General features: G+C 70.9%; 10 protein-coding genes. 1 reads left to right on the top strand and 9 read right to left on the bottom strand.

The features are described 5' to 3' along the window. Nucleotides 1–104: 104 nt before the first annotated feature. From tpiA to QCN29_RS16160, 9 genes are all read right to left on the bottom strand, one after another. Nucleotides 105–881: a triose-phosphate isomerase gene (gene tpiA / locus QCN29_RS16200; protein ID WP_279928796.1), complete on the bottom strand. Its 777-nt coding sequence runs from the start codon at nt 879–881 to the stop codon at nt 105–107. A gap of 7 nt (nt 882–888) precedes the next feature. Then, on the bottom strand, nt 889–2,100 hold the full coding sequence (locus QCN29_RS16195; RefSeq protein ID WP_279928795.1) for a phosphoglycerate kinase: 1,212 nt from the start codon (nt 2,098–2,100) through the stop codon (nt 889–891). 119 nt (nt 2,101–2,219) lie between these two features. Then, nucleotides 2,220–3,224 (bottom strand): type I glyceraldehyde-3-phosphate dehydrogenase, encoded by a 1,005-nt coding sequence (gene gap / locus QCN29_RS16190; protein ID WP_279928794.1) that lies wholly within the window; start codon nt 3,222–3,224, stop codon nt 2,220–2,222. 204 nt (nt 3,225–3,428) lie between these two features. After that, a complete protein-coding gene (locus tag QCN29_RS16185) occupies nt 3,429–6,404 on the bottom strand; it encodes a M14 family metallopeptidase (RefSeq protein WP_279928793.1) in 2,976 nt (991 codons plus the stop codon). A gap of 340 nt (nt 6,405–6,744) precedes the next feature. After that, on the bottom strand, nt 6,745–7,734 hold the full coding sequence (gene whiA / locus QCN29_RS16180; RefSeq protein WP_240135884.1) for a DNA-binding protein WhiA: 990 nt from the start codon (nt 7,732–7,734) through the stop codon (nt 6,745–6,747). Further along, complete coding sequence (locus QCN29_RS16175; protein ID WP_279928792.1) at nt 7,725–8,759, bottom strand: gluconeogenesis factor YvcK family protein; 1,035 nt, start codon at nt 8,757–8,759, stop codon at nt 7,725–7,727. Before QCN29_RS16175 ends, whiA begins: the two co-directional genes overlap by 10 nt. Continuing rightward, entirely contained in the window at nt 8,756–9,694 is a 939-nt protein-coding gene (rapZ, locus tag QCN29_RS16170) for an RNase adapter RapZ (protein WP_279928791.1), read from the bottom strand. The genes QCN29_RS16175 and rapZ overlap by 4 nt, the downstream gene beginning before the upstream one ends. Continuing rightward, the gene (gene uvrC, locus QCN29_RS16165) at nt 9,694–11,769 is read right to left on the bottom strand and encodes an excinuclease ABC subunit UvrC (RefSeq protein WP_279928790.1); all 2,076 of its coding nucleotides are present in this window, start codon (nt 11,767–11,769) and stop codon (nt 9,694–9,696) included. Before uvrC ends, rapZ begins: the two co-directional genes overlap by 1 nt. A 384-nt stretch (nt 11,770–12,153) precedes the next feature. Next, nucleotides 12,154–12,582, bottom strand: coding sequence for a Rieske (2Fe-2S) protein (locus tag QCN29_RS16160; protein WP_279928788.1), 429 nt, complete (start codon nt 12,580–12,582; stop codon nt 12,154–12,156). Nucleotides 12,583–12,784: 202 nt separating this feature from the next. Here QCN29_RS16160 and QCN29_RS16155 point away from each other — a divergent pair, with 202 nt between their 5' ends. Continuing rightward, on the top strand, nt 12,785–13,693 hold the full coding sequence (locus QCN29_RS16155) for a carbohydrate kinase family protein (protein ID WP_279928786.1): 909 nt from the start codon (nt 12,785–12,787) through the stop codon (nt 13,691–13,693). Nucleotides 13,694–13,862: the final 169 nt, after the last annotated feature.

Below are 13,862 nucleotides of genomic sequence, written 5' to 3'. Positions count from 1 at the left end.
CCTCGGACATTGACGGAATCAAGAAACAGACTGCGGGGGTCCGGGCTCCCTCGGGCACTCCCCGGACCCCCGCAAGGGTACGACGTATCGGCGCTAGCGCCTACTCACTGGTCGCGGAAGCGGACGATCTTGACGAATTCGTCGGCGTCCAGCGAAGCCCCGCCCACCAGTGCGCCGTCCACATCGGGCTGCGCCATGATCGCGGCGACGTTCCCGGACTTCACCGAGCCGCCGTACTGGATGCGGATCTTGTCCGCGACGTCCTGCGAGTACAGGTCGGCCAGCCGCTGGCGGATCGCGCCGCAGACTTCCTGGGCGTCCTCGGGGGTCGCGACCTCACCGGTGCCGATGGCCCACACCGGCTCGTAGGCGATCACGATGGTCTCGGCCTGCTCCGCCGGGACGTCCTTCAGACCGCCCTCGAGCTGGTTCAGGGTGAACTGGACCTGCTGCCCGGCCTTGCGGATGTCGAGCCCCTCGCCGACGCACAGGATCGGGGTCAGACCGTGCTTGAAGGCGGCCTTCACCTTGGCGTTGCACAGCTCGTCGTTCTCGGTGTGGTACTGGCGGCGCTCGGAGTGGCCGACCACGGCGAAGGTGCACTTCAGCTTGGACAGCATCAGCCCGGAGATCTCACCGGTGTACGCGCCGGAGTCCTGTGCCGAGATGTCCTGCGAGCCGTACTTGATCTTCAGTTTGTCGCCGTCGACCAGAGTCTGCACGGAGCGCAGATCGGTGAACGGCGGCAGGACGGCGACCTCGACGGCCTCGTAGTCCTTGTCGGCGAGCGCGAAGGCGAGCTTCTGGACGTGGGCGATGGCCTCGAGGTGGTTGAGGTTCATCTTCCAGTTGCCCGCCATCAGCGGGATGCGATTACTCATAAAGGGGTCAGTCCTCCAATGCGGCGAGGCCGGGAAGCGTCTTGCCCTCGAGGTATTCGAGGCTGGCGCCGCCGCCGGTCGAGATATGGCCGAATGCGTTCTCGTCGAAGCCCAGCGTGCGCACGGCCGCGGCCGAGTCGCCGCCGCCGACGACGGTGAAGCCGTCACTGTCGAGCAGCGCCTGGGCGACGGCGCGGGTGCCGCCCGCGTAGTCCGGGTGCTCGAAGACGCCGAGCGGGCCGTTCCAGAAGACGGTGGCCGCGTCCTCGATCTTCGAGGCGAACAGTTCCCGGGTCTTGGGGCCGATGTCCAGGCCCTCCTGGTCGGAGGGGATGGCGTCGGCGTCGACGGTGACGTACTCGGCGGGGGTCTTGCCCTTGAGGTCGGGGAAGGCCTTGGCGGCCAGGACGTCGACCGGGAGCACCAGCTCTACGCCGTTCTTCTCCGCGCGCCGCATGTACTCCGTCACGGTCGGGACCTGGTCCTCCTGCAGGAGGCTGATGCCGACCTCGTACCCCTTGGCCTTGAGGAAGGTGTACGCCATGCCCCCGCCGATGAGGATGCGGTCGGCCCTGCCGAGCAGCTCGTCGATGACGCCGAGCTTGTCGGAGACCTTCGCACCGCCGAGCACGACGACATACGGCCGCCGCACCTCGTCGGTGAGCTTCTTCAGCACGTCGACCTCGGCGGCGATGAGGTGGCCGGCCGCGTGCGGAAGACGGGCGGGGAGGTCGTAGACGGAGGCGTGCTTGCGGTGGACGGCTCCGAAGCCGTCGCCGACGTACACATCCGCCAGCTGCGCGAGCTGGTCCGCGAACGCGCCTCGCTCGGCGTCGTCCTTGCTGGTCTCCCCGGCGTTGAAGCGCAGGTTCTCGATGACGGCGACCTGCCCGTCGGCCAGGCCGGCGACGACGGAGCGGGCGGACTCGCCGACCGTGTCGGTTGCGAAGGCGACATCGGCGCCGAGCAGTTCAGCGAGCCGCTCGGCGGCCGGGGCGAGGGAGAAGGCCGGGTCCGGGGCGCCCTTGGGGCGGCCCAGATGGGAGGCGACGACGACGCGCGCGCCCGCCTCGGCCAGCTTGGCGATGGTCGGCTGGACGGCGCGGATACGGCCGTCGTCCGTGATGGTCGTGCCGTCGAGCGGCACATTGAGGTCAGCGCGGACAAATACGCGCTTGCCCGAGACCCCTTCGGCGAGGAGTTCGTCGATGGTCTTCATGTGGTCACACTGCTCCTTGGGACGGCAACGAGGGGTCGACGCAAGCGATGGGGCCCGAACGGCGCTGTGCGCGCTGTCCGAGCCCCATCGCTCACATCGGGATGGCTAACGGCCCGGGATCAGAGCTGGCCGCCGACGAAGACGGTCAGGTCGACCAGGCGGTTGGAGTAGCCCCACTCGTTGTCGTACCAGCCGACGATCTTGACCTGCTTGCCCTGGACCATGGTCAGGGAGGAGTCGAAGGTGCAGGAGGCCGGCCAGTTCACGATGTCGGAGGAGACGATCGGGTCCTCGGTGTACTCGACGATGCCCTTGAGCTGGCCCTCGGCGGCCTTCTGGAAGGCGGTGTTGATCTCGTCCTTGGTGACCTCGCGGTCGAGCTCGACGACCAGGTCGGTGACGGAGCCGGTCGGGACCGGGACGCGCATCGCGATGCCGTCCAGCTTGCCCTTGAGCTGCGGCAGGACCAGGGCGGTGGCCTTGGCGGCGCCCGTGGAGGTCGGGATGATGTTCTCCGCAGCGGCGCGGGCCCGGCGCAGGTCCTTGTGCGGGAAGTCCAGGATGCGCTGGTCGTTCGTGTACGCGTGGACGGTGGTCATCAGGCCCTTGACGATGCCGAAGTTCTCGTCGAGGACCTTCGCCATCGGCGCCACGCAGTTGGTGGTGCAGGAGGCGTTGGAGATGACGTGGTGGCTGGCCGCGTCGTACTTGTCGTGGTTGACACCCATGACGACCGTGATGTCCTCGTCCTTGGCGGGCGCGGAGATCAGGACCTTCTTGGCGCCGCCGGCGAGGTGCTTCTCGGCGTCGGCCTTCTTGGTGAAGATGCCGGTCGACTCGATGACGATGTCGACGCCCAGCTCGCCCCACGGGATGTCGGCGGGGTTGCGCTCGGAGAGCACCTTGATCGTGTGACCGTCGACGGTGATGGTGTCGTCGGTGTGGGTGACCTCGGCCTTGAGGCGGCCCAGGATGGTGTCGTACTTCAGCAGGTGGGCGGTGGTCGCGGTGTCACCCAGGTCGTTGACAGCCACGATCTCGATGTCTGCACCCTGCTCCAGCAGCGCGCGGAAGTAGTTACGACCGATGCGGCCAAAGCCGTTGATGCCTACGCGGATCGTCACGAACCGATCTCCTCGTTGGTATGCCGGTTTCGACGCCGGCGGCTGTAATGGGATGTCCCCGACCACCCCCGACCCTACCTCCCGGACGGCCCCGGAGTGACATCGACGGGTGCCGTATATGGCCCGGATGTGACCCCGCGGTCCGTACCCGCCAGTAGGGCGACGGACCGCGGAGCCGCTGTTCAGGGGCGGGTCCCGGTCGGATCAGCGGTGCAGGGCCCTCAGCGCCTTCCGGACGAGCCGGGCGCGGTCGGCCGCCGAGGGGATGTGCTCCAGGCCGAAACCGAGGAGCACGGTGTCACGCGTGGTGACCGCGGCGTAGGACGTGAAGAGCTCGCCCGTGCGCCCCCAGTCGCCTGCCACCTCGGGGGAGCCTTCGGGTGCGGTCCGCACGGCCCAGGGGCCGAGCGAGGACTCGAACCCCTCCGCCTGCTGCTCCGCCCCGCCGACGACCAGCCGCGCCTCGTCCGCGAAGACCCCGCGGCCACCGGTGCCGGGGTCGGTCACCGAGCTGAGCGAGAGCTCGATCTGCCGGCCCGCGTAGCGGCTCAGGTCGAAGGAGACCTGCCGCCAGCCGCCGGAGGAGGCGGTGAAGCTGTGCCATTCGCCGGTGGAGCCGGTCGCGGTGCAGCCGCCCGAGTCCAGGGTCAGATAGTGGCGCAGGAAGGGATGGCCGTTGACGAAGAACCCGGCGTCGCACTCGGTGGGCACGGCCGTGCCGGTCAGTCCGCTCTCCTCGGGGAGGGTCGTCCAGTCGTCGGCGCCGACGGTGTGCGCCTCCAGCAGCGCATGGTCGTAGCCGGGCTCGTGGTTCCAGTTGAGCGCCAGCTCGAGCCGGGGCCTGTCGGCGGCGGTGACGCCGGTGAGGTCCACGGTGCGCGCCAGCCGCTTCCAGTCGTTGTCGGCGTGGGGCGCGGAAGCCATCCAGTCTCCGGCGTACGGGGCGTAGGGGTTCCTCACCCCGCTGTAACTGCCCGCCTGGGCGGCGGTGAACTGCGGGAAGTCCTCCGCGGGCAGGCTGTCGGAAGTCACGGTGTAGGCGCCGGCGGCCTCCAGCGGATTGCCGGCGGCGCCCGCCAGCGGTCCGGTGAAGCCGTCGAGCCGGCCCGCGCCGATCAGCCCGGTGGCGGTCTGCGCGGAGGCCCTGCTGTACGCCCCGAGGTAGTACTGGCTGAAGTCGTTGGTGACCGCCCGGCCGACCTGGGCGCTGCCGCCTGCGGCCTCCCCGGCCTCGATCAGCCGGCCGCCTTCGTTGAGGTAGTCGCGGAGCGCGAGCTGGGTCTCGCCGCCGGGCGCCCGGTCGCCGGTGTAGTGGACGGCTGCGGAGAAGTGGGAGAGCACGCCGAGCGGATGCGGGGCGCCCTGGGTGGCGACGTCCCAGACGGCTGCCGTGCGGCCGGCCGCCCGCAGGGCGTCGACATAGGTCCGGGTGTGCCGGGCGGGGGCGCCTTCCTCTGCGATCACGAGGGTGCGGGCGCGGGGCCGCTCGGCCACGGTGTATGTGAAGTGCTCGCTCGATGTGCGCTGGCCGTATCCGGTTCTGCCGGTGAACCAGACCTCGACCCGGTCTCCGACGCCGGCGCCTCTGACCCGGGCGCGGTACTCGTCGAAGCTGATGTTGTCCTCGCCGCCGTAGCGTTCGCCGCCCCGCCACGGCCGGAGCTTCTGGTCATGCACGCGCCCGCCGTTGATGCGGTAGTTGAGCTCCTTGTGGCGTACGGACTTGCGTGCGACGACCGACACTTCCTGGCTGCCGCCGCGGGCGTAGGAGACGTCGAACGGGTCGACGGTGAAGTCCGGGGCGTCCAGTCCGACGACCGAGGACGGCCGGTCGGGATGGAGGGCCGTCTCGGCGACGGAGAGCGCGAAGGGGACGTTCTTGGCGAACTCCGCCTGGATCAGCTTCTCGTCGTCGGGGAAGTTGAAGCCGGACTGGCAGTCCTCGCGCTTCCACGGGTCGTCCGGGTCGATGTCGGACGCCGTCTGACAGGTGGTCATCTCCGGGGTGAACATCATCGTCCCGTTGACGTTGGCCGCGTGTCCGTCGGTCTCGCCGTTGGTGGTGTAGAGCTCGGAGGACAGCTGCGGGTAGTAGCCGGGCACCGCCGGGTTCTCCGGGGTGCCGGCGAGCGCCTTGTAGAGCACGTCGTCCGGGGTGGGAGTGGCGACCTGCCAGCCGACGCCGTAGAGGATCAGTTCGGCGGCGGAGTGGTAGTTGATGCCGTAGGTGAAGCCGATGCGCTTCATAAAGCGGTCCACGGCGACGGTCTCGGGCTCGGAGGCCGGGCCGGTGCCTCGGTAGGTCTGACTGGCGGGGTTCGGGGAGGAGCCCTCGTTGTCGTAGCCCCACTTGTAGGGGAAGTTGCGGTTGAGGTCGACGCCGTCGGCGTTGGTGATCACCCCGTCGGCGTCGTTGTCCCTGAGGTTCTTGCGCCAGAGGCGATTGGCGGGGGACTTGTGGGTGTGGTCGTATCCGTCGGGGTTGGCGGAGATGACGAACCACAGCTCGGCGGAGTCCACGACCCGGGTGATCCGCCCGTCCTTGCCGTAGTTGTCGATGTAGTGGTGCATCAGCCGGCGCGTCATCTCTGGGGTGATCCACTCGCGGGCGTGCTGGTTGGACATGTACAGCACGGCGGGCTTGGAGCCGTCCTTCGTCTTCCCTGCGTGCTTGCTGAGCTTGAGGGCGAGGATGTCCTGGCCCTGGCGGGTCTTGCCGATGGAGACCGCCTTGGCGATGTCCGGGTGGGCCGCGGCGGTTTCGACGATCTCCTCGCTGAGGTTGCCCTTGCCGCTGTACGGCCGGTACACGCCGTCACCCGCGGCTCGGAGGCGGGCCTGCGCTTTGGCCGGAACCTTGCGTTCTGTGACCTGTACACCCTGCTTCTCCAGGCCGGCCGCCTGCGCGTCGGTGAGGAACAGCTCCACACGCGCGGTCCCCCGTTCCGGGGCCCGTTCGCCCAGTTCATGGGCGTCCTGTCCCAGTGCGAGGAGCAGTGGAATCTGCTCCTCGGCGACATCCGCCTCGAAGACCTTGACGGCCTCCGCCGCGGGGTCTGCGGCCTTGCCCGCACCGGCCTGGTTCCCGGCCTGCGGTTCGGCCTGGGCGAACGGCGCGGCTGCGAGTGTGCCGAGGAGTAGCGCGCTTGCTGCGAGGATCGATCTCGCCTTGCGTCTCATGAGCCCCCCTTGCTGTTGTCTGCCACGAACAGGAGGACAGGCTCGTCATACAACATGATCATGTCAATAAGGCGTTTTTCCCCACCCCTCGCCCTACGCCCTGGAGCCTCCCGCTTCCCGTAACCGGGCGCAGGCCGCCAGGCGCCGGAGGCGGCGCAACCCAGCCCCGCCTGGGGGCGCCTCCGTGGGGGTACCCCCGGACGGAGTCTGGGGGAGGTAGCTGGGGGAGTTTGAGGCGCGGGGGTCCGGGGGCGGAGCCCCCGTAGAACGGGACCTGGGGCGGAGCCCCAGTCCCGGGAAGGGGTGGGGTGGGGAGCAAGCCCCGCATACGGGGACACCGTCACCCCACCAGGCCGTCCGCCATCTCCTCCGTGAGGTTGGACTCGGTACCCGGAATCCCCAGATCCGCCGCCCGCTTGTCCGCCATGGCCAGCAGCCGCCGGATACGGCCCGCCACCGCGTCCTTCGTCAGCGGCGGATCGGCCAGCGCGCCCAGCTCCTCCAGCGAGGCCTGCTTGTGCTCCATGCGCAGCCGGCCCGCCGCGGCGAGGTGCTCGGGCACCTCCTCGCCCAGGATCTCCAGCGCCCGCTGCACCCGCGCCCCCGCGGCCACCGCGGCGCGTGCCGAGCGGCGCAGGTTGGCGTCGTCGAAGTTGGCCAGCCGGTTGGCGGTGGCGCGCACCTCGCGCCGCATCCGGCGCTCCTCCCAGGCCAGGACCGACTCATGAGCCCCGAGCCGGGTCAGCAGCGCGCCGATCGCGTCGCCGTCCCGTACGACGACCCGGTCAACGCCCCGCACCTCCCGCGCCTTGGCGGCGATGGAGAGCCGGCGGGCCGCGCCGACGAGCGCCAGGGCGGCTTCCGGCCCCGGGCAGGTGACCTCGAGGGAGGAGGAGCGGCCCGGCTCGGTCAGCGAGCCGTGCGCCAGGAAGGCGCCGCGCCAGGCGGCCTCCGCGTCACAGGTCGCGCCGGAGACCACCTGCGGGGGCAGCCCCCGGATGGGGCGGCCGCGGCCGTCGACCAGACCGGTCTGGCGGGCGAGCTGGTCACCGCCCGCCACCACCCGTACGACATAGCGGGAGCCGCGCCGCAGCCCTCCGGGAGCCATCACCATCAGCTCGGAGCTGTGTCCGAAGATCTCCAGGATGTCCCGCTTGAGCCGGCGGGCCGCGATCCCGGTGTCCAGCTCCGCTTCGATCACGATGCGCCCGCTGACCAGATGCAGCCCGCCCGCGAACCGAAGAATCGCCGAGACCTCCGCCTTTCTGCAGCAGGTCCGGGTGACGGGGAGCCGGGAGATCTCATCCTTCACCGCTGCCGTCATCGCCATGGGCCGATCCTTCCATGCATCCGAAAAATACGGTCGTACGCGGCGGCCAACAGCTCCGGATCGTGCTTCGAAACGCCGTCGGGCCTGGCCACGGGCGCCAGCTCCACCGCCGCGCCCAGCCGCTTGGCGGCGTCGGAGAGGGACTCGCGGTCGGGCACCGCGGCCTCGTCGGCCAGCACCACGTCCAGGGCGAGTTTAGGCGCGTGTCGTCCCAAAACCTCCAAATGACGCTGCGGTGAGAAGCCCGCGGTTTCACCGGGCTGCGGGGCGAGATTGAGCGACAGGACCTTCCTGGCCTTGGTCGCCGTCAGCGCCTCGAGCAGCTCGGGCACCAGCAGATGCGGAATGACCGAGGAGAACCAGGAGCCTGGCCCGAGCACCACCCAGTCGGCGTCCAGGACCGCCGAGACCGTCTCGGGCACGGCGGGCGGATCGTGCGGGACGAGATGCACGGACTGCACCTCGCCGGGGGTGAGCGCCACGGTCGCCTGCCCGCGCACGGTGCCCATCGCATCGGGCCGGGCGGGGTCATGGCCCCGTACGAGCGCCTGGAGCTCCAGCGGCACCGCGGACATCGGCAGCACGCGGCCGTGCGCCCCGAGGAGCCTGCCGACCAGGTCCAGGGCCTGGACGTGATCGCCGAGCTGCTCCCACAGAGCGACGATCAGCAGATTGCCGACGGCGTGCTCGTGCAGGTCGCCCTTGGACTGGAAGCGGTGCTGGATGACCCGGGCCCAGGTCTGGCCCCAGTCGTCGTCGCCGCACAGGGCCGCGAGCGCCTTGCGCAGATCGCCCGGCGGCAGCACGCCGAGCTCCTCGCGCAGCCGGCCGCTGGAGCCGCCGTCGTCGGCGACGGTGACCACCGCGGTGAGATCGCCGGTGATCCGGCGCAGGGCCGCGAGCGAGGCGGACAGGCCCATGCCGCCGCCGAGAGCGACGACCTTGGGCTGGGCTCCGCGCTTGCGCCCGGAGGGGGCGTGGCCGGTCCTGCGCAGCCGTCGCAGCCGGAGGTTGCGTCCGGTCACTCGCGCCCCATGTCCCGGTGGACGACGACGGTCTCGACTCCTTCGGCGCCCAGCCGGGCGGCGAGCTTCTCGGACATGGCCACCGAGCGGTGCTTGCCGCCGGTGCAGCCGACGGCGATGGTGACGTACCGCTTGCCCTCGCGGCGGTAGCCCGCGGCGATCAGCTGGAGCAGCTCGGTGTAGCGGTCCAGGAACTCCTTGGCGCCGGGCTGGTTGAAGACATAGCCGGACACCTCCTCGTTCAGTCCGGTGAAGGGCCGCAGCTCCGGGACCCAGTGCGGATTGGGCAGGAAGCGGCAGTCCACCACGAGGTCGGCGTCGACCGGCAGCCCGTACTTGTAGCCAAAGGACATCACGGTGGCCCGCAGCTCGGGCTCCTCGTCCCCGGCGAACTGGGCGTCCATCTTGGCGCGCAGCTCGTGCACGTTGAGGCTGGAGGTGTCGATCACCAGATCGGCGTCGCCGCGCAGCTCGCGCAGCAGATCGCGCTCTGCTGCGATGCCGTCGACGATCCGGCCGTCCCCCTGCAGGGGGTGCGGGCGGCGGACGGACTCGAAGCGGCGCACCAGCGCGTCGTCGGAGGACTCCAGGAAGACGATCCGCCGGGTGACCTGCTTTGCGTCCAGCTCGGCCAGGGACTGGCGGAGATTGTCGAAGAACCGTCGTCCGCGGACGTCCACGACAACGGCGATGCGGGCGACATTGCCCTGGGAGCGGGCGCCGAGCTCCACCATGGTGGGGATCAGCGCGGGCGGCAGGTTGTCGACGACGAACCAGCCGAGGTCCTCCAGGCACTTGGCCGCCGTACTGCGTCCGGCGCCCGACATACCGGAGATGATCACCAGCTCGGGGATGGCCGCCTCTGCGGCCTCGCCGGGCTCTGTTCCATTGCCCGTACTCACGTCTGCTGCTCCGTCTCCGTCGTGCTCGGTCATCACGTGCTGCCCCCGTTGTCTTCTTCCATGATCTCTCCTGTCGCCGTGTTCACGGCGGGCGCGGCCGGAGCCGCTTCGGCAAGCGCCGCGACGAGGGACTCCGCCGTCTTGCGGCCCATGCCGGGAACCTCGGTGATCTGCTCGATTGTGGCCTGCCGCAGCCGCTTCACCGAACCGAAATGCTTGATCAGGGCCTGTTTGCGCCTCTCGCCGAGGCCCGGCACGGCGTCCAGGGGGCTGGTCCTGATGCGTTTGGTCCGCTTGGAGCGCTGATAGCGGATGGCGAAGTCATGGGCCGTGTCACGGACGCGCTGGAGAAGGTACAGGCCCTCGCTCGAGCGGGGCAGCACCACCGGGTCGTCCTCGCCGGGCAGCCAGACCTCCTCCAGCCGCTTGGCCAGCCCGCAGACCGCGACGTCGTCGATGCCCAGCTCATCGAGGGCGCGCTGGGCGGCGGCCACCTGGGGCTGTCCTCCGTCGACCACGACGAGCTGGGGCGGGTAGGCGAACCGCTTGGGCCGGCCGTCGTCGACGGGGGCCGTGCTTCCGTCCGCCGGAATGCCCGCCGGGTCGGCCTCCAGGGCGTCCGCCGCGATGTCCGCCGGGATGTCCGCCGGCGAGTCGGCCCCGATCCACTCCCCCGTCCTGTCCTTCTCCGCGAGGTAACGCTTGAAGCGCCTGCTGACCACCTCGTGCATGGAGCGGACGTCGTCCTGGCCGGCGCTGTGCTCGTCCTGCGCGTCTCCGGCACGACCCTTGATCTGGAAGCGGCGGTACTCGCTCTTGCGGGGCAGCCCGTCCTCGAAGACGACCATGGAGGCCACCACGTCCTCGCCCTGGAGGTGGGAGATGTCGAAGCACTCGATCCGCAACGGGGCGGAGTCAAGGCCGAGCGCCTCGGCAATCTCCTCCAGGGCTCGCGAGCGGGTGGTCAGATCACTGGCGCGCTTGGTCTTGTGCAGAGCCAGCGCCTGCTGGGCGTTGCGCTGGACCGTCTCCATCAGGTCCCTCTTGTCGCCGCGCTGCGGCACGCGCAGGGAGACGTTCGAGCCGCGGCGGTCGCCGAGCCACTGGGTGACGGCGGCGGGGTCCTCGGGCAGGGCCGGGACGAGGACCTCCTTGGGGACGGCGTCGCCGCTCTCCTCGCCGTACAGCTGCTGCAGTGCGTGCTCGACCAGTCCGCCGGCGTCGACGGCCTCGACCTTGTCGGTGACCCAGCCGCGCTGGCCGCGCACCCGGCCGCCGCGGACATGGAAGATCTGCACCGCGGCTTCGAGCTCGTCCTCGGCGAGCGCGATCAGATCCGCGTCCGTGGCGTCGCCGAGCACGACGGCGTTCTTCTCCAGGGCGCGCCGGAGGGCCTGTATGTCGTCGCGCAGCCGTGCCGCCTTCTCGTACTCCATTTCCTCTGCCGCCTCGTTCATCCGCTGCTCCAGGCGGCGGATGTACGTGCCGGTGCGGCCGGCCATGAAGTCGCAGAACTCCTCGGCCAGTTCGCGGTGCTCCTCGGGGGTGACCCGGCCCACACAGGGGGCCGAGCACTTGCCGATATAGCCGAGCAGGCAGGGGCGGCCCTTCTGCACGTGGTTCCGGAACACCCCTGCGGAGCAGGTGCGGACGGGGAAGACGCGGAGCATCAGGTCGACCGTCTCGCGGATCGCCCAGGCGTGCGCGTACGGCCCGAAGTAGCGCACGCCCTTGCGCTTCGCGCCACGCATGACCTGGACCCGCGGGAACTCCTCGTTGAGGGTGACGGCCAGGTGGGGATAGCTCTTGTCGTCCCGGTACTTGACGTTGAAGCGGGGGTCGAACTCCTTGATCCAGGAGTATTCCAGCTGAAGCGCCTCCACCTCGGTGGAGACGACCGTCCACTCCACCGAGGCCGCCGTGGTGACCATGGTGCGGGTGCGCGGGTGGAGCCCGGCCAGGTCCTGGAAGTAGTTGGCCAGGCGCTGGCGCAGGCTCTTCGCCTTCCCGACGTAGATCACCCGGCGGTGCTCGTCGCGGAACCTGTAGACCCCCGGGGAGTCGGGGATCTCCCCCGGCTTGGGGCGGTAGGTGGAGGGGTCGGCCATATGGCCCACCCTACTTGCGGGCAGTGACAACGGGGGCCGCCGTCTCCGCCTTCCCGGCCCTGGGGCACAGGGTGTCAGGGGGCGTGGCGCACCGCCCCTTCCGCCCCCTGGGTCCCTTCCACCGCTTGGTGCCCGACCCGTGCCCTGATTCCGGCCGTGCGGTGACCGCGCAGCCGCGCACGGGGACCGGGCGACGGCCGCACCCGCCCCGGCAGCCGCGGCGGGCAGAGCCGTGGCGGCGGACGGGCGCGGCTCCGCCTGACGGGGTCGACGCGGGCAGAGCGCACGGTGCGGCGGCGGCGACGGCTGCGGCGGACAGCCGTCTGAGGCGTCAGGCGCTCAGGCGTCAGGCGCTCAGGCGTCGGGCGTTCAGGCGTCGGGCGTTCAGGCGTCGGGGCCCGCGATCAGTTTGCCGCCCTCCGCCCTGACCGGGACCTCGGGCAGCGGCACGGTCGCCGGTCCCTTGAGCGCCTTGCCGGTCGTGCAGTCGAAGCGGCTCCCGTGGCAGGGGCAGTTGCCCTCCGTGCCCTCGACCTTGTCCAGAACACAGCCCGCATGTGTGCACTGCGCGCTGAAGGCCTTGTACTGCCCCTCGGCCGGGCAGCTCACCACCAGCCGCTGCTCGCGGTAGAGCTTGACCCCGCCCACGGGAACGGCGTCGGCGGCGCCGAGGTCGACGGGCGCCGTAGGAGTGGGCGTCTGGGCGTGGCCCAGCTTCGAGTCGGTGGAGCAGGCAGCCGCTCCCAGCCCGGCCACGCCCGCGAGGGCTGCGCCTTTCAGCACGGTGCGGCGGGAGGAGGGCTGCGCGGGCATGGGGGTCTCCACGGTTCTGGCGGGGTGAGACGCCTGTCGTCGCACCGGCAGGCAGAACCTGACGATACCGGGCGAGTCCGGCGCTCCTCGGGTCGGGGCCCGGCTCCTCGGCCGCCGACGGCGGGCCCGCGTCGTCGGCGGCCCGTCGGCGGCGGCTACGGCAGGCCTGCTGTCCGGGCGGCGGATGGGCTACGTTCGGGCTGTGATCGTCGTCGCCGGAGAGTCCCTGATCGACCTGGTCCCCCGAGAGAACGGCAGCCCTCTGTCCCCGCTGCTGCCCCGGCCCGGCGGCGGCCCGTACAACACCGCCGTCGCTCTGGGCCGGCTGGGCGCCGAGGCCGCGTTCTGCTCCCGTGTGTCCACCGACCCCTTCGGCGACGCGCTGCTCGACGGACTGCGCACGGCGGGTGTCGACGTCTCCCTGGTGCAGCGTGGACCCGAGCCGACCACGCTGGCGATAGCCGCTGTGGGCACCGGCGGCTCCGCAAGCTATGCCTTCTATGCGGAGGGCACCGCAGACCGCCTCTTCGAACTGCCGCCGCGGCTGCCCGAAGCGGTCCGGGCGCTGGCCGTCGGGACCTGTTCGCTGATGCTGGAACCGGGGGCCACGGCCTATGAGGCGCTGCTGCGCAGGGAGGCCGATCGCGGCGTGTTCACCCTGCTCGACCCCAACGTCAGGCCGGGCCTGATCCCCGACGCCGACGCCTATCGGGCGCGCTTCACCGGCTGGCTGCCCTCCGTGTCGCTGCTCAAGGTCTCCGAGGAGGACGCCGCCTGGCTGGGCGGGCCGCCCGCCGGGGCGGCCTCCGCGCCCCCGGCCGTGGTGGTGACCCGGGGCTCGCGGGGGCTGTCCGTACGGACCCGGGCCGGACTGGAGGCGTCCGTGCCGGGCGTGGCGGTGCCGGTGGCCGACACGATCGGCGCGGGCGACACGGTGAACGCGGCGCTCCTCCATGCCCTCGCGGCCCGCGGCGCTCTTGCCCCGACCGCCCTGGACACGCTGGACGCCGACGGTTGGCGCGAGGTGCTCGGCTTTGCCGCCCGTGCGGCCGCGATCACCTGCTCCCGCACCGGCGCCGAGCCGCCGTACGCCTGGGAGCTGGAGGCCTAGTAGTGCTTGGTCAGATCCGTAGCGGTGCGGGTATGTCGCGATGGCAGGTGGGGCAGGCACCGGTCCAGAGAGCGAGGAGTGTCTGCAGCTCGCGGACGACTTGGTAGAGGCTCAGGCCGGCGCCGCGTCTTTTGGGGCCCGGGCCAGTCGTTGCAGGGTGCAGAAGGCG

The organism is Streptomyces chengmaiensis (genome assembly GCF_029846775.1).
Taxonomy (GTDB): domain Bacteria; phylum Actinomycetota; class Actinomycetes; order Streptomycetales; family Streptomycetaceae; genus Streptomyces; species Streptomyces chengmaiensis.
Note: the sequence above shows the minus strand (reverse complement) of the source record. Positions and strands in the feature narration are given on the sequence as shown.

Bases quoted from the DNA above. Each gene is read 5' to 3' on its own strand.
- QCN29_RS16160 (WP_279928788.1), bottom strand. From the start codon at position 12,582: ATGCCCGCGCAGCCCTCCTCCCGCCGCACCGTGCTGAAAGGCGCAGCC.
- QCN29_RS16185 (WP_279928793.1), bottom strand. From the start codon at position 6,404: ATGAGACGCAAGGCGAGATCGATCCTCGCAGCAAGCGCGCTACTCCTC.
- uvrC (WP_279928790.1), bottom strand. From the start codon at position 11,769: ATGGCCGACCCCTCCACCTACCGCCCCAAGCCGGGGGAGATCCCCGAC.
- QCN29_RS16195 (WP_279928795.1), bottom strand. From the start codon at position 2,100: ATGAAGACCATCGACGAACTCCTCGCCGAAGGGGTCTCGGGCAAGCGC.
- rapZ (WP_279928791.1), bottom strand. From the start codon at position 9,694: ATGACCGAGCACGACGGAGACGGAGCAGCAGACGTGAGTACGGGCAAT.
- whiA (WP_240135884.1), bottom strand. From the start codon at position 7,734: ATGGCGATGACGGCAGCGGTGAAGGATGAGATCTCCCGGCTCCCCGTC.
- tpiA (WP_279928796.1), bottom strand. From the start codon at position 881: ATGAGTAATCGCATCCCGCTGATGGCGGGCAACTGGAAGATGAACCTC.